Origin of the sequence: Micromonospora sp. NPDC005298 (assembly GCF_040607375.1) — a bacterium.
Taxonomy (GTDB): Bacteria; Actinomycetota; Actinomycetes; order Mycobacteriales; family Micromonosporaceae; genus Micromonospora.
Genome location: NZ_JBEXGP010000008.1, coordinates 106,550 through 130,347, shown reverse-complemented (window position 1 = coordinate 130,347; position 23,798 = coordinate 106,550). Strand labels below are relative to the sequence as shown.

At 66.7% G+C, this 23,798-nt stretch carries 20 protein-coding genes; 10 read left to right on the top strand and 10 right to left on the bottom strand.

The annotated features are described in order from the left end of the window. The first annotated feature begins 13 nt into the window (after window positions 1–13). A complete protein-coding gene (locus tag ABZS77_RS15780) occupies window positions 14–1,297 on the top strand; it encodes a citrate synthase (protein ID WP_354823020.1) in 1,284 nt (427 codons plus the stop codon). Window positions 1,298–1,379: 82 nt separating this feature from the next. Here the strand turns inward: ABZS77_RS15780 and ABZS77_RS15775 are convergent, their stop codons facing one another. The 4 genes from ABZS77_RS15775 to ABZS77_RS15760 all read right to left on the bottom strand — a co-directional run bounded on the left by ABZS77_RS15775 (window position 1,380) and on the right by ABZS77_RS15760 (window position 4,105). Next, window positions 1,380–1,736: a nuclear transport factor 2 family protein gene (locus tag ABZS77_RS15775; RefSeq protein WP_354823018.1), complete on the bottom strand. Its 357-nt coding sequence runs from the start codon at window positions 1,734–1,736 to the stop codon at window positions 1,380–1,382. Next, complete coding sequence (locus ABZS77_RS15770) at window positions 1,733–2,200, bottom strand: SRPBCC domain-containing protein (protein WP_354823016.1); 468 nt, start codon at window positions 2,198–2,200, stop codon at window positions 1,733–1,735. Before ABZS77_RS15770 ends, ABZS77_RS15775 begins: the two co-directional genes overlap by 4 nt. After that, the gene (locus ABZS77_RS15765) at window positions 2,197–2,544 is read right to left on the bottom strand and encodes a metalloregulator ArsR/SmtB family transcription factor (protein WP_354823014.1); all 348 of its coding nucleotides are present in this window, start codon (window positions 2,542–2,544) and stop codon (window positions 2,197–2,199) included. Before ABZS77_RS15765 ends, ABZS77_RS15770 begins: the two co-directional genes overlap by 4 nt. A 142-nt stretch (window positions 2,545–2,686) precedes the next feature. Next, window positions 2,687–4,105 carry a glycosyltransferase family 4 protein gene (locus ABZS77_RS15760; protein WP_354823012.1) on the bottom strand — a complete coding sequence of 473 codons (1,419 nt, stop codon included), beginning with the start codon at window positions 4,103–4,105 and terminating at the stop codon, window positions 2,687–2,689. A gap of 287 nt (window positions 4,106–4,392) precedes the next feature. Here ABZS77_RS15760 and glgX point away from each other — a divergent pair, with 287 nt between their 5' ends. From glgX to ABZS77_RS15735, 5 genes are all read left to right on the top strand, one after another. Beyond that, a complete protein-coding gene (glgX, locus tag ABZS77_RS15755) occupies window positions 4,393–6,510 on the top strand; it encodes a glycogen debranching protein GlgX (RefSeq protein ID WP_354823010.1) in 2,118 nt (705 codons plus the stop codon). Window position 6,511: 1 nt separating this feature from the next. Further along, window positions 6,512–8,818: a malto-oligosyltrehalose synthase gene (gene treY / locus ABZS77_RS15750; protein ID WP_354823008.1), complete on the top strand. Its 2,307-nt coding sequence runs from the start codon at window positions 6,512–6,514 to the stop codon at window positions 8,816–8,818. Beyond that, the gene (gene treZ / locus ABZS77_RS15745) at window positions 8,815–10,539 is read left to right on the top strand and encodes a malto-oligosyltrehalose trehalohydrolase (protein ID WP_354823006.1); all 1,725 of its coding nucleotides are present in this window, start codon (window positions 8,815–8,817) and stop codon (window positions 10,537–10,539) included. Before treY ends, treZ begins: the two co-directional genes overlap by 4 nt. A gap of 1,580 nt (window positions 10,540–12,119) precedes the next feature. Beyond that, a complete protein-coding gene (locus tag ABZS77_RS15740) occupies window positions 12,120–13,775 on the top strand; it encodes an ATP-binding protein (RefSeq protein ID WP_354823004.1) in 1,656 nt (551 codons plus the stop codon). Then, a complete protein-coding gene (locus tag ABZS77_RS15735; protein ID WP_354823002.1) occupies window positions 13,772–15,172 on the top strand; it encodes an ATP-binding protein in 1,401 nt (466 codons plus the stop codon). Before ABZS77_RS15740 ends, ABZS77_RS15735 begins: the two co-directional genes overlap by 4 nt. 243 nt (window positions 15,173–15,415) lie before the next feature. Here the strand turns inward: ABZS77_RS15735 and ABZS77_RS15730 are convergent, their stop codons facing one another. Beyond that, window positions 15,416–15,937 (bottom strand): NUDIX hydrolase, encoded by a 522-nt coding sequence (locus ABZS77_RS15730; protein ID WP_354823000.1) that lies wholly within the window; start codon window positions 15,935–15,937, stop codon window positions 15,416–15,418. Window positions 15,938–15,977: 40 nt separating this feature from the next. Further along, window positions 15,978–17,324, bottom strand: coding sequence for a hypothetical protein (locus tag ABZS77_RS15725; RefSeq protein WP_354822998.1), 1,347 nt, complete (start codon window positions 17,322–17,324; stop codon window positions 15,978–15,980). A 234-nt stretch (window positions 17,325–17,558) separates the two neighbouring features. Here ABZS77_RS15725 and ABZS77_RS15720 point away from each other — a divergent pair, with 234 nt between their 5' ends. Together ABZS77_RS15720 and ABZS77_RS15715 are read left to right on the top strand one after the other, a co-directional pair. Then, on the top strand, window positions 17,559–17,720 hold the full coding sequence (locus tag ABZS77_RS15720) for a hypothetical protein (protein ID WP_354822996.1): 162 nt from the start codon (window positions 17,559–17,561) through the stop codon (window positions 17,718–17,720). Beyond that, complete coding sequence (locus tag ABZS77_RS15715; RefSeq protein WP_354822994.1) at window positions 17,707–18,942, top strand: helix-turn-helix domain-containing protein; 1,236 nt, start codon at window positions 17,707–17,709, stop codon at window positions 18,940–18,942. The genes ABZS77_RS15720 and ABZS77_RS15715 overlap by 14 nt, the downstream gene beginning before the upstream one ends. Window positions 18,943–19,113: 171 nt before the next feature. Here ABZS77_RS15715 and ABZS77_RS15710 read toward each other — a convergent pair whose 3' ends face one another. Both ABZS77_RS15710 and ABZS77_RS15705 read right to left on the bottom strand, forming a co-directional pair. Then, complete coding sequence (locus ABZS77_RS15710) at window positions 19,114–19,905, bottom strand: SDR family oxidoreductase (protein ID WP_354822992.1); 792 nt, start codon at window positions 19,903–19,905, stop codon at window positions 19,114–19,116. 434 nt (window positions 19,906–20,339) lie between these two features. Continuing rightward, window positions 20,340–21,434: an acyl-CoA desaturase gene (locus ABZS77_RS15705; RefSeq protein ID WP_354822990.1), complete on the bottom strand. Its 1,095-nt coding sequence runs from the start codon at window positions 21,432–21,434 to the stop codon at window positions 20,340–20,342. Between the two features lie 53 nt (window positions 21,435–21,487). Here ABZS77_RS15705 and ABZS77_RS15700 point away from each other — a divergent pair, with 53 nt between their 5' ends. Then, on the top strand, window positions 21,488–21,772 hold the full coding sequence (locus ABZS77_RS15700) for a hypothetical protein (RefSeq protein ID WP_354822988.1): 285 nt from the start codon (window positions 21,488–21,490) through the stop codon (window positions 21,770–21,772). Between the two features lie 171 nt (window positions 21,773–21,943). On the opposite strand, the gene ABZS77_RS15695 is transcribed toward ABZS77_RS15700, so the two are convergent. Both ABZS77_RS15695 and ABZS77_RS15690 read right to left on the bottom strand, forming a co-directional pair. Further along, entirely contained in the window at window positions 21,944–22,312 is a 369-nt protein-coding gene (locus ABZS77_RS15695; RefSeq protein ID WP_354822986.1) for a VOC family protein, read from the bottom strand. Between the two features lies 1 nt (window position 22,313). Next, entirely contained in the window at window positions 22,314–23,087 is a 774-nt protein-coding gene (locus ABZS77_RS15690; RefSeq protein WP_354822984.1) for an oxidoreductase, read from the bottom strand. 82 nt (window positions 23,088–23,169) lie between these two features. Here ABZS77_RS15690 and ABZS77_RS15685 point away from each other — a divergent pair, with 82 nt between their 5' ends. Further along, window positions 23,170–23,790, top strand: coding sequence for a TetR family transcriptional regulator (locus ABZS77_RS15685; protein ID WP_354822982.1), 621 nt, complete (start codon window positions 23,170–23,172; stop codon window positions 23,788–23,790). The last annotated feature ends 8 nt before the right edge of the window (window positions 23,791–23,798 follow it).

Here is a 23,798-nt window from a genome sequence, read left to right as displayed (position 1 = left end):
AGCGAGGAACCACATGACGGAAGTCAAGCTCGATCACCCCGGTGGGCAGCTGTCGATGCCGGTGCATCCCGCGGTCGAGGGCCCCGCCGGTGTCGGGGTGAGCAAGCTGCTGAAGGAAACCGGGATGACGACGTACGATCCCGGTTTCGTCAACACCGCGGCTGCCTCATCCGCGATCACCTACATCGACGGCGACGCGGGGATCCTGCGTTACCGCGGATACCCGATCGAGCAGCTGGCCGAGAAGTCCTCCTTCCTGGAGGTCTCGTACCTGCTCATCTACGGTGAGCTGCCGACCGAGCAGCAGTTGACCGAGTTCACCGAGTGGATCCGGCGGCACTCGCTGCTGCACGAGGAGATGCGTCGCTTCTTCGACGGCTTCCCCCGGGACGCCCACCCGATGGCGGTGCTGTCCTCGGCGGTGAGCGCCCTGTCGACCTTCTACCAGGACAGCCTGGACCCGTTCGACTCGGAGCACGTGGAGATCTCCACGGTCCGGTTGATGGCGAAAGTCCCCACCATCGCCTCGTACGCGTACAAGAAGTCGATCGGGCAGCCGCTGCTCTACCCGGACAACTCGCTGGGGTACGTGGACAACCTGCTGCGGATGACCTTCGGCGTGCCGGCGGAGCCGTACGAGGTCGACCCGGTGATGTCGAAGGTGCTGGACATGCTCTTCGTCCTGCACGCCGACCACGAGCAGAACTGCTCGACGTCGACGGTGCGGCTGGTGGGTTCCAGCAACGCCAACCTGTTCGCCTCGGTGTCGGCCGGCGTGAACGCGCTGTTCGGCCCGCTGCACGGTGGCGCCAACCAGGCGGTGCTGGAGATGCTCCAGCAGATCCACGCCGGCGACGACGACGTCCGCTCCTTTGTCCGCAAGGTCAAGAACAAGGAGGACGGCGTCAAGCTGATGGGCTTCGGCCACCGGGTCTACAAGAACTACGACCCGCGGGCGGCGATCGTCAAGAAGGCCGCGCAGGACGTGCTGGGTCGGATGGCCAAGCCGGACCCGCTGCTGGACATCGCCATGGAGCTGGAGGAGATCGCGCTCGCCGACGACTTCTTCGTCTCGCGCCGGCTCTACCCGAACGTGGACTTCTACACCGGCCTGATCTACAAGGCCATGGGCTTCCCCACGAAGATGTTCACGGTGCTCTTCGCGCTCGGCCGGCTGCCCGGCTGGATCGCCCAGTGGCGCGAGATGATCAACGACCCGGAGACCAAGATCGGCCGTCCGCGGCAGGTCTACGTCGGCTCGGCCGAGCGGGACTACGTCCCGGTCACCGAGCGCTGACGCTCCACCGTCCCGCACGATCGCAGGCCGTCGACCCGGAAACCGGGTCGGCGGCCTGCGCCGTTGCCGCCCCGCGAGCGGCTCAGGGCAGCGGGACGACGTACGAGTCGACGCGGGCGATCAGCCCGTCGCGGAACGTGAACAGGTCGTTGAAGGCGAACCGGAACGGCCCGTGGTCCACGCTGACGCCGCCGCCCTCGCCGGTGGTGACGACGACCGGGCCGTCCTCGTAGACCCGTTGGACGTCCAACCGGGGGCTGCCGGTGAACGCCGGGTTCTCGATCTCGCCGTCGAACTCCGCCTTGCCGTTCGTGGTGCGGTGACCGTGGATGACCCACTCGACGTCGTCGGTGAGGGTCGCGAGGATGCGCGGGTGGTCGCTGGTCCGGAAGCCGGCGAAGTATTCCGCGACGAGGTCGCGTTGGGTCGTCCGCGTCATGTCGTGCTCCGTCCTGGTGTGGGTTCGTCGTGCTGGAGGTGGGTGGCGAGGGCGTCGAGGATCGAGGCGAGCCCGTCGACCGCCCGGGTGCTGCGCAGCTCGGGGGGTAGCCGACGCTGGTGGACGGTGAGGTCGGTGCCGTCCGCGGCGGGCCGGATGGTGACGGTCGTGCGCAGGCCGGTGACCGGCTCGTCGAACACCAGCTCGTGCGGGGCGGAGATGCTCAGGTAGACGAAGCGGAGCCGGCGGGACGCGCCGTCGGGCGCGCGGGTGTCGAGCGCGAAGGCGCCGCCGGGCCGCAGGTCCACGGTCACGGACTCCGGGGGTACGGTGGCGTGCGATCCGCCCCAGAACGCCGCGATGCCGCCCGGTGAGGTGAACGCGGTCCAGACACGCTCGGGCGTCGCCCTCAGGTGACGCCGGGCGATCAGTTCGTCGCCGTGGAGTTCGGCGCGGGCGGTCATCGGACCGTTCCGTCGTCGTCGAGGTGCCGCTCGAGGGCGTCGAGTCGGTCGTCCCAGGCGCGGCGCTGCTCGTCGATCCACCCGCCGAGCAGCGACAGGTGGTCGGCCCGCAGCCGGCAGGGGCGTCTGGTGCCCTCGCGTCGCTGCTCGACCAGACCGCACCGCCGCAGGACGCCGACGTGGTGCGAGATCGCCTGTGGGGTGAGGTCGAACGGTTCGGCGAGCTGGCCCACCGTGGCGTCGCCTCGGGCGAGACGCGTCACGAGGGCGCGACGGACGGGGTCGCCGAGGGCGGCGAAGGCCGAGTCGAGATCCGGGCCGGACGCCGTGGGTGAGGTGGACATGGCGCCACCCTAACGCAAGCACTCCTTTGCGCAAACCATCGTTTGCACAGTGCGTGGCGCGCGACGGTCCCGGAGGCTCACCGCACGGCGTCCCGGATCGTGCTGCGACGCGGGGGCTCCTGCACCCCGCGCCGCCGCCCGGTCAGCGCAGGCCGGCGGCGGCGAGCAGGTTGCCCTCGGGCAGCGCCGGCAGGGTCCGCCCCTGGGACATGCGCCGCTCGGCCCGCTCGGCGGTGCACGCCGCGTCGGTGGCGATCGCCGCGGCGTAGCTGGCGGCGGTGCGCTGCGCGATCGCCGACCAGCCGTACTGGTCGTGGACCATCCGGCGGGCGCGGCGGGCCATGACACGGGCGTGGTCGGGGTCGGACAGCAGCGCGTCCACGGCGTCGGTCAACCCGTCCGGGTCGTGCGGGCGGAAGGTCGTACCGGTCAGGCCCGGCTCGATGATCTCCGCGAGGCCGCCGGTGGCCGCGACGGCGAGGGGCGCGCCGGCCGCGGCGCCCTCCAGCGCCACCATGCCGAACGGCTCGTAGATGCTCGGCACCGCGAAGCAGTCGGACGCGGCCATCAGCGCCGGCAGGTCCGTGCCGCCCAGGAAGCCCGGCATGGTGACCATGCCACCGAGCCCACGGCGGTGCACCTCGGCCTCTAGCTCGGCGCGGTACGGGCCGTCACCGGCGATCACGGCACGCAGGCCGGGGTGGCGCTCGCGCAGCCGGGGCAGGGCGGCGATCAGGTGCTGCACGCCCTTCTCGTAGACCAGGCGGCCGGCGAAGGTGACCAGCTTGCCGTCGCCGGCGAACCGGGCGCGGGCGGCGGCCACGGCGCGCGCCGGCACCCGCCAGCGGTGCGGCTCCACGCCGTTGGCGACCACGTCGACCCGTCCGGCCGGTACGCCGAACAGGGCGTTCACCTCGTCGCGCATGTACCCGGAGCAGACGATCACCCGGCCGGACTCGCCGCTGAGCCACTGCTCCACGCCGTGGATGGTGCGGTTCATCTCCTCCGGCAGCCAGCCCTGGTGCCGCCCCGCCTCGGTGGCGTGGATGGTGGTCACCAGCGGGATGTCCAGGTGGTCGCGCAGGGTCATCGCGGTGTGGGCGACGAGCCAGTCGTGGGCGTGGATGACGTCGTACGAGCCGGCTTCGGTGGCGCGTAGGGCGGTGCGGGTGAGGGTGTGGTTGAAGGCCATGGTCCAGGCGAGCAGGGAGCTGGTGGCCAGGGGGAAGGTGACGGGGTCTTCGGGGGCGCGCAGGATGCGTACGCCGTCGGCGTACTCCTCCAGGGGTGCGCCGTCGGTGTGGCGGGTGACGACGGTGACCTCGTGGCCGGCGGCGGCGAGGGCGACGGAGAGGGCGTGCACGTGTCGGCCGAGGCCGCCGACGAGTACCGGCGGGTACTCCCACGACAGCATCAGGATGCGACGGGTCTGCGGCGGCACTCCCGGGCCGGGCTGCGTCGGCACGGCCACGCCGGGCTGCGCGGGCCGGGAGGTGAGGGTGGGCCGGTGTGCCCGGTCCGTGGCGCCAGCGAGCTGCTCGCCGACCCGCAGGGTCGTCACATCTGTCTCCGTCCGTGCATGGTGGTACGCGCCGGCGTCGATGGCGGCGAAGCGTGGGGTGTCGGGGTGGCCGAGGGCCGAGTGGGCACGCGCGGGCGCGTGTCCCCAACCAGCAAAGGGCATCGAGCGCGATACCGCACCTTCAGAGCCGCCATGGTGACGGAAGACACCTGAGGGGTGTAGCGCGCACCAGACAGGTGGATTTCGACCCTCGCCTGAAAGGATGGATTGGCGTGCCGGGGCGTAGGGCAATACCCGCGCACATGACCGTGCTTTGAGGGAGCGACATGCAGGTCTGGCCGGGTGAGCGGTATCCCCTGGGCGCCACGTACGACGGAATGGGCACCAACTTCGCCATCTTCTCCGAGGTGGCCGAGCGGATCGAGTTGTGCCTCTTCGACGAGTGGGACACCGGCGCGGAGCGCCGTGTCGAGCTGCGGGAGGTGGACGCGTACGTCTGGCACGCGTACCTGCCGGGCATCGAGCCGGGGCAGCGGTACGGCTACCGGGTGCACGGCCCGTACGACCCGGCGAACGGGCTGCGCTGCAACCCGCACAAGCTGCTGCTCGACCCGTACGCGAAGGCCATCGACGGCGACGTCGAGTGGGACCCGGCGGTCTACGACTACGACATGGCCGAGCCGGAGCGGATGAACGAGACCGACTCGGCGCCGTTCATGCCCAAGTCGGTGGTGGTGAACCCGTACTTCGACTGGGGCAACGACAAGCCGCCGCGCACCCCGTACCACCACTCGGTGATCTACGAGGCGCACGTGCGCGGGTTGACCATGCGGCACCCGGACATCCCGGAGGAGCTGCGCGGCACGTACGCGGGCATCGCCTCCCCGCCGATGATCGACTATCTGACCCGGCTCGGGGTGACGGCGATCGAGTTGATGCCGGTGCACCAGTTCGTGCACGACCACCGCCTGAGCGATCTGGGTCTGCGCAACTACTGGGGTTACAACACCATCGGGTTCTTCGCCCCGCACCACGGCTACTCGGCGCTCGGCCGCCTGGGTCAGCAGGTGCAGGAGTTCCGGGGGATGGTCAAGGCGCTGCACGCGGCGGGCATCGAGGTCATCCTCGACGTGGTCTACAACCACACCGCCGAGGGCAACCACCTCGGGCCGACGTTGAGCTTCAAGGGCGTGGACGCGCCCAGCTACTACCGGCTCAGCGAGGAGGACCGCCGCTACTTCGTCGACTACACCGGCACCGGCAACAGCCTGAACGTGCGCAGCCCGCACTCCCTGCAACTGATCATGGATTCGCTGCGGTACTGGGTGACCGAGATGCACGTCGACGGTTTCCGGTTCGACCTGGCGGCCACCCTGGCCCGCGAGTTCTACGAGGTGGACCGGCTGTCGACCTTCTTCGAGGTGGTGCAGCAGGACCCGGTGGTCAGCCAGGTCAAGCTGATCGCCGAACCGTGGGACGTCGGCCCCGGCGGCTACCAGGTGGGCAACTTCCCGCCGTTGTGGACGGAGTGGAACGGCAAGTACCGCGACACGGTGCGGGACTTCTGGCGCGGCGAGCCGGCCACCCTAGCCGAGTTCGCGTCCCGGATCTCCGGCTCCGCCGACCTCTACCAGGACGACGGGCGGCGGCCGTTCCACAGCATCAACTTCGTGACGGTGCACGACGGGTTCACGCTCAACGACCTGGTGTCGTACAACGACAAGCACAACGAGGCCAACGGCGAGGACAACCGGGACGGCGAGAGCCACAACCGGTCGTGGAACTGCGGTGTGGAGGGCGAGACCGGCGACGAGGCGGTGCTCGCGCTGCGCGCCAAGCAGCGGCGCAACTTCCTGGCCACGCTCATGCTGTCGCAGGGCGTGCCGATGATCGGTCACGGCGACGAGTTGGGGCGTACCCAGCACGGCAACAACAACGTCTACTGCCAGGACAGCGAGCTGGCCTGGGTCGACTGGGACAACGTCGACGAGCAGTTGCTGGAGTTCGTCCGGACGCTCACCGCGTTCCGCAAGCGGCACCAGGTGTTCCGCCGCCGCCGGTTCTTCACCGGCCTGCCGGTGGGCGGACGGGACGTCGACGCGCCCCTGCCGGACCTGGCCTGGCACACCCCGGACGGGCGGGAGATGACCGGCGACGACTGGGGCAACGACTTCGGCCGCTCGGTGGCGCTGTTCGTCAACGGTGAGGGCATCCGGGAGCGCGGCCAGTACGGCCAGAAACACCACGACGCCTCGTTCCTGCTCTGCTTCAACGCCCACGACGCGCCGCTTGACTTCACCCTGCCCGGCAGCGAGTACGGCCAGAAGTGGGAACGGGTGATCAGCACGGCCGACCCCGAGCCCGACGACGCGACGGTGATCAGCGCGGGCGGCACCATCCGGGTGCCGGACCGTTCCCTCGTGGTGCTGGAGAGGACGATCTGACATGCCGGCCACCCCTCCGAAGGCCACCTACCGCATCCAGGTCCGCCCCGGCTTCGACCTGGACGCGACAGCCGCGATCGTCGACTACCTGGCCGACCTCGGCGTCAGCCACCTCTACAGCGCCCCGCTGCTGAGCGCGACGCCCGGCTCCCAGCACGGCTACGACGTGGTCGACCACCGGGAGGTCAACCCGGAGCTGGGCGGGGAGGCCGCCCGGCAGCGGCTGCTGCGCGCCCTGCGGGACAAGAACCTCGGGCTGGTCGTGGACATCGTGCCCAACCACGCCGGGGTCGCCGTGCCACCGGCCAACCCGGCCTGGTGGGACGTGCTGCGCCGGGGGCGCGACTCGTCGTACGCCGACTGGTTCGACATCGACTGGGACCGGGGCCGGCTGCTGCTGCCGGTGCTGGCCGACGACGCGGCCGCCCTGGACGACCTCAAACTCGTCGACGGGGAGCTGCGCTACCACGAGCACCGCTTCCCGGTCGCCGACGGCACCGGCGACGGCGACGCCCGGGCGGTGCACGACCGGCAGCACTACGAGCTGGTGTCGTGGCGTCGGGGTGACGCCGAGCTGACGTACCGCCGGTTCTTCGCCATCGCGACCCTGGCCGGTCTGCGCGTGGAGGACCCGGCGGTGTTCGCCGCCACCCACGAGCTGATCCTGCGCTGGGCCGCCGCCGGGGAGGTCGACGGCATCCGCGTCGACCACCCGGACGGCCTGCGCGACCCGGCCGGCTACCTGGCCCGGTTGCGGGCCGCCGCTCCGGACGCCTGGCTGGTGGTGGAGAAGATCCTGGAGTACGGCGAGGAGCTGCCGGACTGGCCGGTGGACGGCACCACCGGCTACGACGCCCTGGCCATGGTCGGTGGGCTCTTCATCGACATCGACGCCGAGGGCGACTTCACCGTCCTGGACACCCACCTCAACGGCCGGCAGACCTCCTGGGAGGACCTGACCCACTCCACCAAACTGGCCGCCGCCACCCGGCTGCTCGCCGCCGAGCTGACCCGGCTGGCCGCCCTCGCCCCCGAGGTGCCCACCGAGCAGGCCCGCACGGCGCTCGCCGAGCTGGCCGCCGCGTTCGCCGTCTATCGGGGCTACCCGCCGCACGGCGCCCGGCACCTCGCCGCCGCCCGCTCCGAGGCCGGTCGCCGCCGCCCCGACCTGGCCCCCGCCCTGGACGCGGTGACCCGCCGGCTGCGCGACCCCGACGACGAGCTGGGCATGCGGTTCCCGCAGCTCACCGGCGCGGTGATGGCCAAGGGCGTGGAGGACACCGCGTTCTACCGGTGGACCCGGTTCGTGGCGCTCAACGAGGTCGGCGACAGCCCTTCCCGCTTCGGGGTGCCACCGGCGGAGTTCCACCGCTTCGCCACCGCGCAGCAGGTCCGCTGGCCCACCGGCATGACCACCCTCTCCACCCACGACACCAAGCGCAGCGAGGACATCCGCGCCCGCCTCGCCGTGCTCAGCGAGCTGCCGGGCCGCTGGGCGGAGCAGGTCAAGGCCTGGATGGAGTACGCCCCGCTGCCCGACCCGTCGTTCGCCCACCTGCTCTGGCAGACCGCCGTCGGCGCCTGGCCGATCGAACGGGAGCGACTGCACGCGTACGTCGAGAAGGCCGCCCGGGAGGCCGGGGCCTCGACCAGTTGGGCGGACCCGGACCCGGCGTTCGAGCAGGCCCTGCACGCCGTGGTCGACCTGATGTACGACGACCCAAGCCTGCACGACGAGCTGACCGAACTCGCCGCCGCGATTACCCCGGCCGGCTGGTGCAACTCGCTGGGGCAGAAGCTGATCCAACTCACGATGCCCGGTGTGCCGGACACCTACCAGGGCACCGAGTTGTGGGACAACTCGCTGGTCGACCCGGACAATCGCCGCCCGGTCGACTTCGACGTACGCCGAGAGATGCTGGCACGCCTCGACGGCGGCTGGCGTCCCCCGGTCGACACCGACGGAGCGGCGAAGCTGCTCGTCGTGTCGCGGACGCTGCGGTTGCGGCGGGCGCACCCGGAGCTGTTCACCAGCTACCGGCCGGTGGCCGCGCACGGGCGGGTGAGCCGCCACGTGGTGGCGTTCGACAGGGGAGGCGCGATCACCGTGGCGACCCGCCTGCCGCTGGGCCTGGCCCGCGCCGGAGGGTGGTGCGACACGGCCCTGTCGCTTCCCGTTCACGATGTGAAGGACCTGTTCACCGGGCGGGTCTACAGTGGCGAGGAGATTCCGCTGGACACTCTTCTGGCCGACTATCCCGTCGCTCTCCTGGCTCCTCTCACCGCCGCCGAGGAGGCCGCTTCATGACCGAATTCTCCGTGTGGGCGCCGGACGCCTCCCGGGTGCGACTGCGCCTGGCCGGCGACACCGACCACGAGATGCGAGCCACCGCCGACGGCTGGTGGCGGGTCGACGTCCCCGACGCCGGCCTCGACTACTCCTTTCTGCTGAACGACGACGAAACGGCCCTGCCCGACCCCCGTTCCCCGTGGCAGCCTGCGGGGGTGCACGGGCCGAGCCGCCGCTACGACCACGCCGACTTCGCGTGGTCCGACAGCGCGTGGACCGGCCGGCAGCTGCCCGGCAGCATCCTCTACGAGCTGCACATCGGCACCTTCACCCCGGAGGGCACCTTCGACGCGGCCGTCGACCGCCTCGACCACCTGGTGAACCTCGGTGTCGACCTGATCGAGCTGCTCCCGGTCAACGCCTTCAACGGCGAACACAACTGGGGGTACGACGGCGTCTGCTGGTATGCCCCACACGAGCCCTACGGCGGCCCCGACGGCTTGAAACGGTTCGTCGACGCCGCCCACGCTCGCGGGTTGGGGGTGATCCTCGACGTTGTCTACAACCATTTCGGGCCCTCCGGGGCCTACGCGCCACGGTTCGGCCCCTACCTCGCCGAGCAGAGCAACAGTTGGGGCCGCTCGATCAACCTCGATGGCCCGCAGTCCGACGAGGTACGCCGCTACATCATCGACAGCGTGCTCATGTGGCTGCGCGACTACCACGTCGACGGGCTACGCCTGGACGCGGTGCACGCGCTGCCGGACACCCGCGCGGTGCCGCTGCTCGAAGAGCTGGCGATTGAGGTCGAGGCTCTGTCGACGCACCTGGGGCGGCCGTTGTCCCTGATCGCCGAGTCTGACCTCAACGACCCGCGGCTGATCACCCCCCGGGAGGCGGGTGGGTTCGGGCTGCACGCGCAGTGGAACGACGACGCGCACCACGCGCTGCACACGTTGCTGACGGGGGAGCGGCAGGGTTACTACGGGGACTTCGGCTCCCTCGAAACGCTGTCTGATGTGCTGACGGGCGGGTTCTTCCACGCGGGGACCTGGTCCAGCTTCCGTAACCGGCACCACGGGCGGCCTGTCGATCCTCGGGTGCCGGGGCACCGGTTCGTGGCCTACCTACAGAACCACGACCAGATCGGGAACCGGGCTACCGGGGACCGGATCTCTGCCTCGCTGTCTCCGTCGCTGCTACGGGTCGGTGCCACGCTGCTGCTGACCGCGCCGTTTACTCCCATGCTGTTCATGGGGGAGGAGTGGGCGGCTTCTACGCCTTGGCAGTTCTTTACGTCGCACCCGGAGCCGGAGTTGGCTTCTGCGGTGCGGACCGGGCGGCGGCGGGAGTTCGCCTCGCACGGGTGGCCCGAGGGGGACGTGCCTGATCCGCAGGACCCGCAGACGTTCGTGCGGTCGCGGTTGGACTGGGCGGAGCTGGACAAGCCTGAGCATGCTTCGATGCTGTCGTTCTACCGGCGGTTGATCGCACTGCGGCGGTCTCTTCCTGATCTTTCGGATCCTCGGTTGAACGCTGTTTCTGTGCAGCACGGGGATCAGTTCCTGCTGATGCGGCGGGGGGACACGCTTGTCGTGGCGAACCTGGCTGGGCGGGGGCAGGGGGTGTCGCTGCCTGGGGTGGCGCGGCGGGTGCTGCTGGCTACGGGGGAGGGGGTCACGGTGATGCGGGACCGGATCGAGTTGCCTGCGGAGACTGCGGCGATCGTCGCCCTGTGAGCGTTGTGTCGATGACGGCCCCTGGCAGGGGATGCTTCTCGAGGTCTACCCAGCCTCGATGCTAGACAGCGCCGACCGCTCGATGATCCCCCACGCGGCGGCGGTCAAGGTCGTAAAGTCCGCTCTAAACCCATATGTAATGCATCTCTCACTCGGTCGATATCAGCTATTTACGGGCGTCCGAGATCTGTCCGGGCAACTACCAGAAACAGCTCACGTGTTTGGCTCCCCGCGCTTGGAGACCGTTACGAGCCCTTCGGCTGGCCGAACAGTGGCGGTGAGGCCCGGCGATCTGTACGTGCGGCAGATGCGCCTGGCCTCTAGTCGGCCCTGCCCGAGCCGCCGACGGGGATTCGCGACTCGCGGAGCGACAGAGTTGTGGCATCGTGCCTCGTAGCTAGCACGTAGGTACGGTCAGCGACCGCGGCGGCACTGTCACGACACTGTCACGACACTTTCGAGGTGCTGGTCGCCGCCATCTGGGTGTCGGATGCTTAGTGGTAGGACCGCGCCCGACGAAGTGAGCCATGCTGGTCTCACCTAAACACCCACCTGGATACGGCATGTCTTCGCCGGCTCCGGCTTGCCCACCGGCTCTGACTGCGGCATCTACCCTGCTCCGTGCCAGGCTCGCGACCGTCCGCATAGTGCCGACCAGCGAACCTTCGCCGTTCATCCACAAGGGCAGGCCACCCCACGGCGACCGTCACCGTCGGTCGGCCGCTTTGAATCCCGTCTCTACACGTCAAGGCCATGATCCGTTGCCCATATCGGCGGCCCACTCGACTACCCGTTGATTCGTACCCGTTATGTGCCGACATACGCAAATCAGATGCCTGAGTAACGTCAGATATCCGACTAACCCAGATGTGAGACGCCTTCCCCGACGGGTGTTGCACGTGACGGTGTTGACGCCAGCAGTCCCGTGCAGTTGAGTGCAAGTGTACAGACGTATGGGCTTCGGAGGCGGAGACGCCCAAGCAGTTGAAGCTACAGATCCCGAGAAAGTGTGTGTGGTCTTGGTGTCGAATGATCATAACCTTCGGGTCGGCACGCGTTACGACGTAGAGCTCGTCGGAACTCGCTCGTCGTACGCTTTGACAGCTGAGGTAGTCAAAGTTTTTGAGACCGAAATTGCGCTGAAGACGGACGATGGCCGAGAAATCATGGTTCCGATTGAGGCGGTTGCATCGGCAACGGCGCAGCATAGGTCTCGGCAGCCCACTCCCCGGCAGGGGAGGGCCGTAGAGCCACCTTCTCAACCGAAGCCGAGTCAAATTCGCAGGCAAGCTGACATCGCGCGTGGTCTACAGGAGATGCTGCAATCTGCGGCTGTGCAACATGACTATTTGAAACGGGCAGAAATCATCTCCGCTCGGCTGGCGCAAGACGTAAGTTCCATAACGTCAACAGTAAATAGCCGGCGGGCGCACGCAGTGCTTGTAGTGGCAAGACAACTCCTTCGTCTACTTCGATACAGAGATGATGTCGACGCTTCATACCTAGAAGCGCGAACCAACTTCGTCAAGGCGGAGCGAAATGCAAGGAAGGGCCGAAGTTACCAGGGTCGAGGCGGGAACTTGCCGGCAGTCCTGGACGAGATCTTTGAGTCGATTGTCGAGATAGAGCGTCTACATTCGGAGGCATTGGCCGAAGGAGGGGGCTCCGCCCCGCGCATTTTGACGCAGGACACGGTTAACGTAACGCGCGGCAACGACAACGAATTCGAGCTTCCCGTCCGAGTGTCGCTAGATCAGCCTTCATTGAATGTGCGAAATGTTCGACTGGTTCTCGATAAATTCAGGAATCTCAAAGTGATCGGAAGCCTTCCCGTTATTCCAGAATTGAAAGCTGGCGAGTCTTCTATTCTGACTGCAAGAATGAGGGACAATAGAAAGCAAGGCTCCAGAACCGAGGTTCGGGTCGACGCACATCTAGCTTTCGTCGGACCTGGCGGGGTGGTCTCAGCAACGCCTCGACAAACTCTCATTGTCAAGATTCACGGAAAGGAAGAGCACCAGGAAATCGCCAATCCTTTCCGAGCGTATGCTGGTGGCCTTCCTGTCTCTAAGCGTGAGATGTTCTTTGGCCGCAGAGTCTTGATCGAGGAGTTCATCAGGGAACTGGCCAAAATTCCTGCAGGCATGTGTTACGCGTTATATGGGCAACAGCGGACCGGGAAGTCGAGTGTCTTAGAGCAAGTTAGGAGTCGGCTGACCGAGCGGGGGGCTATCGTTGCGAGTCTATCGATGGGGACAATCGATAGGAGGAGCATGACGGTAGATTTTGTCGAGGAAATTCTCGACCAGTTTCGTGTCCAGTTGGACCGCAAATTGCCGCCGGAGTTGTCAGGTCCGCTCCTGTCGCGCTGGCCAGATTCGGCAACGATCGAAAGGCGACCGCTTCGAAGCCTGCAACGAGCACGAGAAGCAGGTCGAGTCGTCCTGCGGATGGCAGGATTCCTCAACACGCCTTTCGTTATCGTCGTGGACGAGTTCACATACTTGCACGAAGTTCTGCGACGCCGAGGTATTGAGCCCCGCGAACACAATGAGCTCCGTGATTTCATGCGTCAACTTAAGGGCATATTAGAGGCTCGGCTTTTCTCGGCTCTGCTAGTGGGGCAGGACACTATGCCGAGATTCTTGGAATCCTACCCCAACGAATTTAGCGTAATGACTACGCGAAGACTCGACTACTTAAATCTAGAAGAGACCCAGGCCTTGGCTGATGTTCCCGTTCGGACACCGCAGAATGCCAGCCGATACACTGGATATGCGTTGAGCACTATCGCATCGTACACCGACGGTCACCCTTTCTTTACGCAAATACTCTGCGATCGAATAATCGAATTTGTAAACTCAAAGCGACGATCGAATATTACGCAAAGTGATGTTGAGGAAGCGGTCGAAAGTCTACTTTCGGGAAATGATTGTATCGAAGGGCATAAGTTTGACTGCTTGGTGAGCGCCGACAATACTCATTCTTTATTGTCGGCAATGGACCAAGAGCAGGAAGAGGATGGTTCACGTCTTGCCATGGAGGTTCTGCGCCGGATCGCGCTTTTGTCTGGGAGCCAGAATCACCCAGTTCAAGTCGAGGCGCTGCAACTTGAAGCAAGGCAGATGAAGGCGCTCGAAGATCTACGAATGCGAGGAGTTGTTCGCGAGACGGAGGCGGGTGTTGCAATTCGTGTCCTGCTGTACGCAGACTATTTGAGGCGGAGGGCTTCATGACTTCCCGGATGGATCTCCCCGAGCGAGTTCGTGCCCTCTTGAGTGCCCCAGCGAACGTTGCTGTTCACGGCAGCCCAGGATCCGGCAAGTCCTGGATCTCAGATCGCGTCATTGCAAGTTTCGATGGCGACGGTTCGCGCCTTATTAGGGTAGACCTGTCGACGGTTAAATCTGGTCTGGAACTTTTTGCTGAAATAGCCTCCCTGGCCTCGCATGGTCCACGATGCGAAGCCGGCACCGCCACTCCGCCGCACACGCATGCAGCTTGGAAGGCCGCACGGCAGCAAATCGAGCAGGCAGGTTGTCGGGTCATACTTGTCCTAGACCAATTTGACCGAGTCCTGCATTTCGATGATGGGCAGGAATTCTTGCTACTGTTCCGCGAACTTGTCCACCGTCCGGAGACGTTGCCCTGCACGGCTCTTATCTTGTCTCGAAGATCTTTGCAATCTATTGAAGCAAAGGTTACAGGAATTTCGACGCTCGCAAGCGTTTGTTATGCAGAGTTTCTGGGGAGTGTCTCAGTCGAAGATGTGAGCTCTTTTGCCTCCACAGTTAACAGCGTTAGTGCAGACGATGCCAGCGAATGCTTGAAGTGGTCTGGGGGTCACCCGGCGCTTGTGAAATATTGGCTGACTGTTCGTCCAGACCGCCATCCGGTACGCGCTGCCGACCTGGAACGATCCAAGCTTTTGCTGCGGGTCATCGATTACCTTGGCGAGATTGACTTGGTTCATGCCGCCGCTCAGTTTGTGCTAGGGCCGATAATTGACGACATGCTGCTTGAGAAGCAGGAGCTAGAGCTACTCGGAATACTTGCTCTACAGAATGAAAAAAGCTCGACCGATGAAGTCTCATTATCTGACCAGGAGATATTCCGGGATGCATTGAGAAATCGTACGTGGAGTCTGGATCCGTGGGGCATCCTTGGTCACGCCGAAGTGCGATTGCGTGGCATTGTGGAGGCCCGGATGGTCGAGGAATATGGTGAGGATTGGCCCGCTTTAGTGACGAAAAAGAGTCCCGCTATCTTGCGAGCGTGGAACGAGGCTCTTGCAAAGATGGAGCGTGACCAGAAGATGTTTGCGAGGCAGGCTCCGTGGCTTTCCTACACCTACCCCGGTGACTTATGGACAATCATTCAAGTCGAATGGGAATATTTTCAAAGGGTCTTCGATAAGAACGACAAGGTTTACTGGAGGAACGTTCTGATTGGGCTATCTCAGTACAGGGCGCCTCTCGCCCATGGTCGCCCTGAAGTTCTTGGCGAAGCTCAACGAACGCAATGTCGAATCTTTGCCAATGAAGTCATAGAATCGATCAACCGGTTCGAGGCGAGCGTTCGGAGCCTGCCGCGCCAAGATCATCGAAGCCCGGGTTCTCGGGCGAAAACATGAAACTTGTGAGCTGGGCGTAATGGGCATACCTTGAGATGCGTCGCCGTTCAAGCGAGTAAGAAGCCAAGTTGCATCGAACCGGCATCATTGTGCGTCGGAGGAGGCCAACTCGGACCTGAGGTTGCTCGAGAGCTGTGCTAGCTCGCGGTTCCAGGGTGGCGTGCGCTCATGGAGGCAGGGTGGCGGTGTGCCGCCGCTGGTAGCTATGCGGATAGCGGTCTCTAGGATGCCAGGGTTGGTTTCTCACTTGGGACCGTTATATCCCGGGAGCTTTGTTGGCCGACCCTTGAGCGGGTACTCGGCAGGCAGATAGACGGTCGAGCTTCTAGCTCGGGCACGCATTGCTGCAAGAACTCGAGGGGCGACGTTGTCGGGAAGACGCTGCTGCGCATCTTGGCCGGGCAGGAAAGCTGCGTCCTCTATTTCCTGTCCAGCCAGTTTGAGTTCGGCGAGGTCTGGCATCTGCCCGCAGTCGAACGTGAAGCTGACTATAGAGCGGGGTCGGTGTGCTGCGGGCGGTGCCCAGTCCACGACGAGGAGTTCGCGAACGATTGCAGGAATCCCCAGTTCCTCTCGGATCTCGCGGGCACAGGCTTCATGTGGGTTCTCACCCTCGTCCACATAGCCACCAGGGAATGCCCAGTGATCGCGGTAGGTGGGCTTAACGAGCAACACGTTGCCGGCCGGGTCGGTGATGAAGGCCGCAGCGGCGGCGTAAAAGGAAGCCAGGTTTGCGTACCACGTGGCGGGGTCCGTCCAGGTCACCTAGGTGAGGCTAGCGGACATGCCTAGGTCCGCTCCTGCACTAGTTGGCCGCTGGCATGGCTGCCAGAGTATGGAGGGCTTCGTTGACCTGGGGTGATTCCCGCTGCGGACCGAGCGAGGCAGCGAGTTCATCGACGCGCTGTCGAACACGCGTCGACTGGATGCCTGCGGCGTGTTGCCCGAGCTTGACGGCCCAGTTGCAGGCGGCGTCAGTGTCACCGGCGCGAGCGTGAGCCATGGCGATGAGGGCGGTGTGTAGGGCACGCGTTCGGACGTTCTGGCTGCCGAGGTTGAGCGCGTCGGGGACGTGTCGAAGGGCCTGCTTGTGCAGACACAGGTCACTCAGGCACCTGATCGCCGCCCCTGCTAGGTGGGCAGGGCTGAAGTAGCTAACCCAGCGTGGGCCAGGGTCCTTGCCCGTTTGATCAAGAGCTCGCTCCGCCCTGGTTAGGGCGAGCTGGCAGGCGCGCCGCTCGCCTGACTGTCCGTATGCGGTAGCGGCGGTGGAGTGCAGCCGTGCGAGGACGGCAGCGGGTGCTCGGCCTGCTCCGTCAATCGCTGCCTCGATGAGCCGCGCCGCCTCTCGGGAGTGCCCTAGAAAGACTGCCTGTGTGGCGAGGTTGGCCAGCAGATGTGCACCGTAGAGGCGGTCGTCAGCGGCCTTGACGAGCCGTAAGCCGAGGGTCGCATGATGTTGCGCCGTAGCATGCTCACCTGCGTCGTACGACATGAAGGCGAGTTGCCCGGAGAGCGTTGCCGCCGCGCGCATGAGGTCGCGCCCCACGGCGTCAGTGTAGGTGCCGCGCAGCATGGGGATGACCTGACGTACGAGGAGTTCGGCCATCACCGTGCGGGTGTGTGGAGAGCCGCTGCCGTGACGTCGGTCGAGATCAGTGAAGTGGTCCGCCAGCGTGTACAGCGATTGAACGTCGGTGGAGGTGACCTGTTGCCGACCGTTCCGGCTGACCGTCTCGTCGGGCAGGTCGTATCGCCAACCGAGCGCGGCCTGTAGCGCCTTGCCGCTGTCGAACCCCTCGCTGGCATGTTGGTTGATGTGCTTGGCCAGCCGAGTCCATGCGTGCTCTGCGGTATCGGTCGCCCCGTCAACCGACGCAGGGTAGATGCACATTCCGACGTTGTCGACGGCACCGAATCCCAGCTCCGTGACCGCCACTGAGCGACCAAGCTTGCGGGCCAGTGTTTCGACCATGGCGGCCTGGACGTGCTCGTGAGGCCGACGGCCGCGAAGCCACCAGTAGACGCTGGCAGCGTCGTAGCGCCAGGTGCCCTGGTCGCGGCCGGCGTGATTGAGCTGGCGAGCAAATGCGGCGTGGGCGTTGCCGTAGTCGGCGGCACTTAGCAGCCGTTCGAACGCTGCGTTCGTCACCGGTCGCACCATGGTTAAGCCTCCAGGCATCAGCCAACTACGAGTAGTGACGAGCCTATGGGCTGCGAGGGTCCTATGGGGACTGGCGCAACTCCGCGCAACCCACGTCTTGGGCAGCGCAATCGAGCGCATCGCTCGCCATCTGGCTCATTGATCGACAGCCCGCTTCGCTGATCACAGGAGTCCTGGGTGCGGCGAGGTCCGAGTGTCGCGCTCCGGTTGACGGAGGTGAGAATGCAAGGCGACGAGCGTGCGAGCCGAGGCGAGCAGTGCGAGGCGGCCGAGCGGGAGGCCGCCAAGCAGCGTCTCCTGGCGCAGGCCGAGGCGGAGCGCGTACCCGTAGAAGACACGACCCGCGCGGTCCCGGACGGGCGGTGGCGGCGTGACCAGCGATGACATCCCCATCGGCCGCCGCGTCGCGAGTTGGCGGGTGCGGCGGTCGATGACGCAGCAGATGCTCGCCGACCGGCTGCGCAGATCGAAGAGCTGGGTGGACAAGATCGAGCGGGGCGCCCGCGCCCTCGACCGGTACACGGTCATCCAGGAACTCGCCCACGTCCTGCGGGTGGACCCCGAGGTGCTGCTCGGTCAGCCGCGGAGCACCCCGGCGGGCACGCCGGACGGGGTGGACGAGATCCGGGCCGCGTTCGCCCGCTACGACGTCCCGCAGTCTCCACCGCAGACGGACGAGCTGCGATGGCAGGTCGGGCACGCCTGGTTGACCTACCAGCACGCGCACTACGGGCAGTTGGTGCGCCTGTTGCCGGGTCTGCTCGACGCCGCCCAGGCCGCGCGCTCGGCAGAGGTGCTGGTGCACGCGTACCGGATCACCTCGTCCCTGCTGGTCAAGCTCGACGAGCCCGACCTGGCCTGGCTGGCCGCCGACCGCGCGATGGCCGCTGCCGGCGACGACCCGATCCTGGCGGCAACGGCGGCCATCTCGGTCGCCCAGGCGCTCCGCGCGTCACACCGCGACCGCCTGGCCCTGGCCGCGACCCTCACGGCCGCGAACCGCATCCTCCCACCCACCCCCGACCCGGCCCGCTCCCGCCCCGGTGATCATGTGGTTGACGGGCCGGATGAAGATCGAACCACCCGCCAACTCCATGATCACCGGGGCGAAAGCAGGGCGTGGGCCGTGGGTGGGACGCTGCTGCTCCAGGCCGCGCTGGCCGCCGCCGGTTGCGGCGACGCCCGCCGCGCCGACGAGCTGACCGATCGGGCCGCGGGGGTCGCTGCCAACCTTCGGGGGTACGACGACACGCACCGCACCAGCTTCGGGCCGATCGCCGTGGACCTGGCGCGGGTGCTGTCGGCAGCGCAACGGGGTGACGTCGATGAGGCGCTGCACAGGCACTCGACGTTGATTCGGCGGGAGGCGTGGCGGCGGTTGCCGGCCGAGTATCGGGGCGCGTACCTGATTGATGTCGCGCGGGCGTACCTCCAGGTGGGTGACCTGCGCGGCGCCGCACGGGCCCTTGTGGACGCGGACAGTGTCGCGCCGGCCGAGGTTCGGTGCCGGCCGTCGGCGCGTACGGTGATCGCCGAGATCGCCCGTGCGAATCCGGCGCCGGCCGGCGTGGCGCGACTGGCGACGCTGGTCGGCCTCACCCGCTGACCGGCCGGCTGCTCCGGCCCAGGACGACGGCGTGTGGCTACGCCGGGGCGCGACGATGCGCGGTCCTGACCCCGATGCCTGCCATCGCGGTCAGGACCGCGGCCCGGGTCCTGCTCGACCGGCGACGGCAGAAGCTTCGCCGCCCCGGCCACCTCGCCGCCTGCTGCGGACTCACAGAATCGTTGTCAACACACCTCCATCGACGCGTACCGCCGATCCGTTGATTGCGGACGCGGCGGGACTGGCGAGGAAGGTCACGGTGTTCGCGATCTCGCTCGGTTCGATGAAGCGTCCCAGCAGGGAGGTCTGGTTGGCGCCGATGATCGCCACTTTCAGGTCGTCCTCCAGCAGGGATTGGGCATCGGCTAGCGACCTGACCGTTTCGGCGACTCCGGTGGAATACGTGGGGCCGCCCAGCACCGAGTTGACGGTCACCGCAGTGCCCTTCGTGAGCTTCGCCAGGCCGTTGCCCACTGCGAGCATCGCCGTCTTGGACGTGCCGTAGTGGATCATGTCGGCGGGGATGTTGACGCCCGACTCGCTGCTCACGAACACGATCCGGCCCCACCCTCGTTCGAGCATTGCCGGCATGAGGTGCCGCGCGAGCCGGACCCCGCTGAGCACGTTCACCTCGAAGTAGCGCCGCCATTCCTCGTCGGAAATGAGGTCGAAAGGTTTGAGCTCGAAGAGCCCGACGTTGTTGATGAGAATGTCGACGCTGGGCAGTTCGTCGCACAGCCTGTCGACGTCATCGACAACCGAGAAGTCTGCCGGGATACCAGTGACGGATACGCCGGGCGCCTCCCGACGCAACACGTCGACAGCCTCGGCCAGCTTTGCCGGGTCGCGGCCGTTGAGGACCACGTTCACGCCCTCGCCGGCCAGGGCCTTCGCGATTGCGTAACCGATGCCTTGACTGGATCCGCTGATGAATGCGGTCTTGCCGCTGAGCTGCAGGTCCACGTGCTGTTCTCCTAGTGATGTGGTCGCCAACCGGTGGCAGAACGGTGCGCCTGCCGCAATTCCGCAAGCGCTCCTCTCGACCTTGCCGCAGACCGATGAGCATCTGATGAGCACCGCGTCAGTGGCTGACGCTGGTGTGGTCGGACCGCTGGTACCTGCCGCCACGGCCGATCGATCTAACTGCGAGGAAAGTCCCGCCTCGGGGTTCCTGGGTCTTTCGTACCGGTCCGCGGTGATGACCCGCCCACAACCGGGCGCTGCGCATGGCGGCTGCGGATTACCGCTTCCGCACTCCACATTGTGGGTCGGAGCCGTTCTGAACGACGCCGGTTCGGCCGGATCGCTCATCCGCTCGTCCGCCATCGCCCAGGATCACCTCGTCACTGCTGGTGAAGCTCGGCGAGGCCGACCTAGCCTGGCTGGCCGCTACCGTTTCAGCCGTCGCCCGGTCGGGTCGATCCGGCGCCCACTGCCCGTAGGTGTGCCAGCCCTTGCGCCCAGGACTGGATGAGGGTGGTTTCGCGGTACGCGATCTCGTGTTCCGCGCAGAACCGGCGGATCAGCGGCTGGGCCTGGGGGAGGTTGGGTCGGGGCATGCTGGGGAAGAGGTGGTGTTCGATCTGGTAGTTGAGCCCACCGAGTAGCGCGTCGAGGAACGGGCCGCCGCGCACGTTGCGGGAGGTGAGGACCTGTCGGCGTAGGTAGTCGAGGTTGTCGGCCTCGGTGAGGACGGGCATGCCCTTGTGGTTCGGGGCGAAGGAGCTGCCCAGGTAGAGCCCGAAGAGGGCCTGGTTGACCAGGATGAACACGATCGCCTGCGGCACGCTCAGCACCAGGAACACGGCAGCGAGATAACCGGCGAAATGCAGGACGAGCAGGCCAGCCTCGGTACGTCGGCGTTTGAGTCCGCCACGGCTGACGACCGCTCGGACGCTGGCGGCGTGCAGGTGCAGACCCTCCGCCAGCAGCAGGGGAAAGAACAGTGCCGCCTGGTGCCGGACGAACAGCGCCCCCAGGCCGCGCTGCGCCGCAGCCTGACCGGGGGTGAAGGACAGCGGCCTCACCGCTAGGTCGGGGTCGCGGCCTTCGGTGTTCGGATGCGCGTGGTGGCGGTTGTGCTTGTCGACCCACCACCCGTAACTGATTCCGGTCACCAGGTTGGCGCACACCAGGCCGACCACGTCGTTTGCCTGGCGGGAACGGAAGATCTGCTGATGCCCGGCGTCGTGACCGAGAAACGCCAGCTGCGCGAGGAGCACCGCGACGCCGGCCGCGGTGGCCGTCTGCCACCACGACGACCCGAGCCGCACGAACAGCACGCCCATCAGTACGAGACAAGCGAGGATCACCGTCACCCGGGCCGCGTAGCGGCGGGGTCGCCGGTCGAGGAGACCCGTGTCTCGGACCAGGCGGGAGAGGTCGGCGTACTCACTACCCCGGTCGCTGCGGGAGCCGAGATCCGTTTCACTCAACGTCGCCACTCCCTTGTCAGCCACGCCCATCGGCTGGTCGGCTCCGCCGTCAGCCATGCCAGGCACTCGCCCTCTCGGGTAAGTCTGCCGATCTGCTGCGAGCTTCGTTCGTGAAGTCCGACAATCAGCACCATGAAGTCACGTTGGGTTCGGGGGTAGTCATGGCACGCAAGAAGAAGTCCACCGCGAGGCAGGCACTCATCCTTGCCTTCACGGCCGGGACGCTGACCGGAGCGGCAGGCATGCTCACGCTGCGACGTGCCCGGCAGGATCGTGACTTCGCGCGAGGTGATGTCGCCGGGCAGCTCGGCGAGAGCATCGCTCCGCCGCTCGGCGGGCGTTTCGACGCCTCCCCTCAGGGGCCCGTGAGCGCGCCCGCGGCGCAGCACAGCTGACCCGCCGGGACCGCCGGTCGCCACAGGGGTGGTGCTCCCGGCGGCGATCATGCCCGACGCTGTGGCGACTCTGATCGTCACGGTGATTAGCCGCACCGGCGGCCAAGACCGACGTCAGAACCCGTGCACGCAGCAAAGCCACTACCGCCGTCGGCGGACTCCGATGGCGGGTCAGGCGGGCCGCAGGCAGAAAGGGTGTCCGGCGGGACTGGCGTAGACACGGCTGCCCTGGTGGGTGGCGAGATCGGCGTCGTCCGTGGGACGCAGCCGACGTGCGCCGGCTTCGAGCGCCGATCTGTCCGCTGAGGCGAGGTCGTCGGTGGCCAGGTCCACGTGCATCTGCTGGGCGCCGTCCTGCGGCCAGGCCGGCGGAACGTGTCCCGGAGCTCGCTGGATCACGACTGCGGGGAACCCGTCGACGCGCAGGAAGTGATGGTTCTCGGTTTTCGTGATCGAGCCGCCGAGCAACCGGTGCCAGAAGGTGCTCTCGGAGTCCACGTCGGCCGCGTCGATGATGATGGCGGCAAGGTTGAAGGTCATGTCAGACCACCGGGATGATTCCGCCGTCGACGCGGAACTCCGCGCCAGTGATCCACTTCGCGCGTCGGGACGCGAGGAAGACGATCATCTCGGCCACGTCGTCAGGATCGCCGGGCCGGCCCATCGGGACCTTCAGGTTCTCCACGATCTGCTGCTTGAGTTCTTCGAGGCCGATGCCCTGCTGGTCGGCGATGTGGGTCAGGTGCCCGACGGCGCCGGCGGTGGCCACGAACCCCGGCAGGACACAGACCACGCGGACCCCGTGCGGGCCGACCTCGGTGGCCAGTTCGCGGCTGTAGACGTTCAGTGCCGCCTTGGCCGCCGCGTACGAAGCCTCGGTGCGCTGCGGCAACCGGCTGGCGATCGAGGAGACGTGTACGACGACGCCGGAACCCCGTTCGACCATGCCCGGGACCAGCGCCCGGTCGAGCCGGACGGCGCTGAGCAGGTTCATCTCCAGGTCCGAATACCACGATGAGTCGGAGCGTTGCAGCGTCGGCGCGGGTGCGCTCGCGCCAGCCGCGTTGTTGACCAGCACGTCCACCCCGCCGACACGGTCGACGATCAGCCGGCCGAGTTCGGCCACTCCCTCCTCGGTCGCCAGGTCGGCGGGGAAGTGGGTGGCCGGCAGGTCCTCCGGGGGCGTACCCCGCGATGCGGTCAGGACCGTTGCCCCCGCGGCGGCGAACCGGCGGACGGTCGCCTCACCCAGGCCCCGGCTGCCGCCGGTGACCAGCACACGAAGGCCCTTCAGGCCCTCTTCCTCGTGGGTCATGTGTGTTCCTCTGCGGTAAGGTGAACCGGACTCCGGAAAGCTAACACATAAGCGGAGTCGGACTCATATTATGGAGGATCTGTTGCCCACGTCACGGCCGCTGCGCGCCGACGCCCGCCGCAACCGCCAGGCGCTGCTGACCACGGCCCGGGAGGTGTTCCTCGCCGGCGCGGCCGACACCGGGGTGGAGGAGATCGCGCGGCAGGCGGGAGTCTCGGTGGGAACGCTCTACCGCCACTTCGCCACCCGCGAGGCTCTCGTCGAGGCGGTCTACCGCCAAGAGGTCGACGAACTGTGCGCCGCCCCCGCGGACCTCCTCGATCGGCACGCCCCGGACGAAGCCCTGCGTCGCTTCCTGCTGCTGCTCGTCGACCACGCCGCCATCGGCAAAGGCATGGCCGAGGCCCTGGAGAGCATCATGGCCACCGACTCTCCGGTCTTCGACGACGCCCGCACCCGGATGGCGCAGTCACTCGATCGGTTGCTCGCGGCGGGAGCGGCAGCGGCCATCATCCGCGACGACGTCACCGGGCGCACACTGCTGCGGGCGATGGGCGGCATCTGCGAAATGCGGGCCATCGCCGGATGGCAGCAGGAGGCCCGGCAGATCTCCGCGATCCTCTTCGACGGCCTCCGTCACGTCACGCTGTCAGGGAATTCACAGACTATTCGAAGCTTAGACGGCAGTGAATCAGATGCTTGACGCTTCAA

Coding starts and splice junctions, on each gene's coding strand:
- ABZS77_RS15690 (WP_354822984.1), bottom strand. CDS start 23,087: ATGACCCACGAGGAAGAGGGCCTGAAGGGCCTTCGTGTGCTGGTCACC.
- ABZS77_RS15705 (WP_354822990.1), bottom strand. CDS start 21,434: ATGGCTGACGGCGGAGCCGACCAGCCGATGGGCGTGGCTGACAAGGGA.
- ABZS77_RS15775 (WP_354823018.1), bottom strand. CDS start 1,736: ATGACGCGGACGACCCAACGCGACCTCGTCGCGGAATACTTCGCCGGC.
- treY (WP_354823008.1), top strand. CDS start 6,512: ATGCCGGCCACCCCTCCGAAGGCCACCTACCGCATCCAGGTCCGCCCC.
- ABZS77_RS15765 (WP_354823014.1), bottom strand. CDS start 2,544: ATGTCCACCTCACCCACGGCGTCCGGCCCGGATCTCGACTCGGCCTTC.
- glgX (WP_354823010.1), top strand. CDS start 4,393: ATGCAGGTCTGGCCGGGTGAGCGGTATCCCCTGGGCGCCACGTACGAC.
- ABZS77_RS15695 (WP_354822986.1), bottom strand. CDS start 22,312: ATGACCTTCAACCTTGCCGCCATCATCATCGACGCGGCCGACGTGGAC.
- ABZS77_RS15780 (WP_354823020.1), top strand. CDS start 14: ATGACGGAAGTCAAGCTCGATCACCCCGGTGGGCAGCTGTCGATGCCG.
- ABZS77_RS15735 (WP_354823002.1), top strand. CDS start 13,772: ATGACTTCCCGGATGGATCTCCCCGAGCGAGTTCGTGCCCTCTTGAGT.
- ABZS77_RS15770 (WP_354823016.1), bottom strand. CDS start 2,200: ATGACCGCCCGCGCCGAACTCCACGGCGACGAACTGATCGCCCGGCGT.
- ABZS77_RS15720 (WP_354822996.1), top strand. CDS start 17,559: ATGCAAGGCGACGAGCGTGCGAGCCGAGGCGAGCAGTGCGAGGCGGCC.
- treZ (WP_354823006.1), top strand. CDS start 8,815: ATGACCGAATTCTCCGTGTGGGCGCCGGACGCCTCCCGGGTGCGACTG.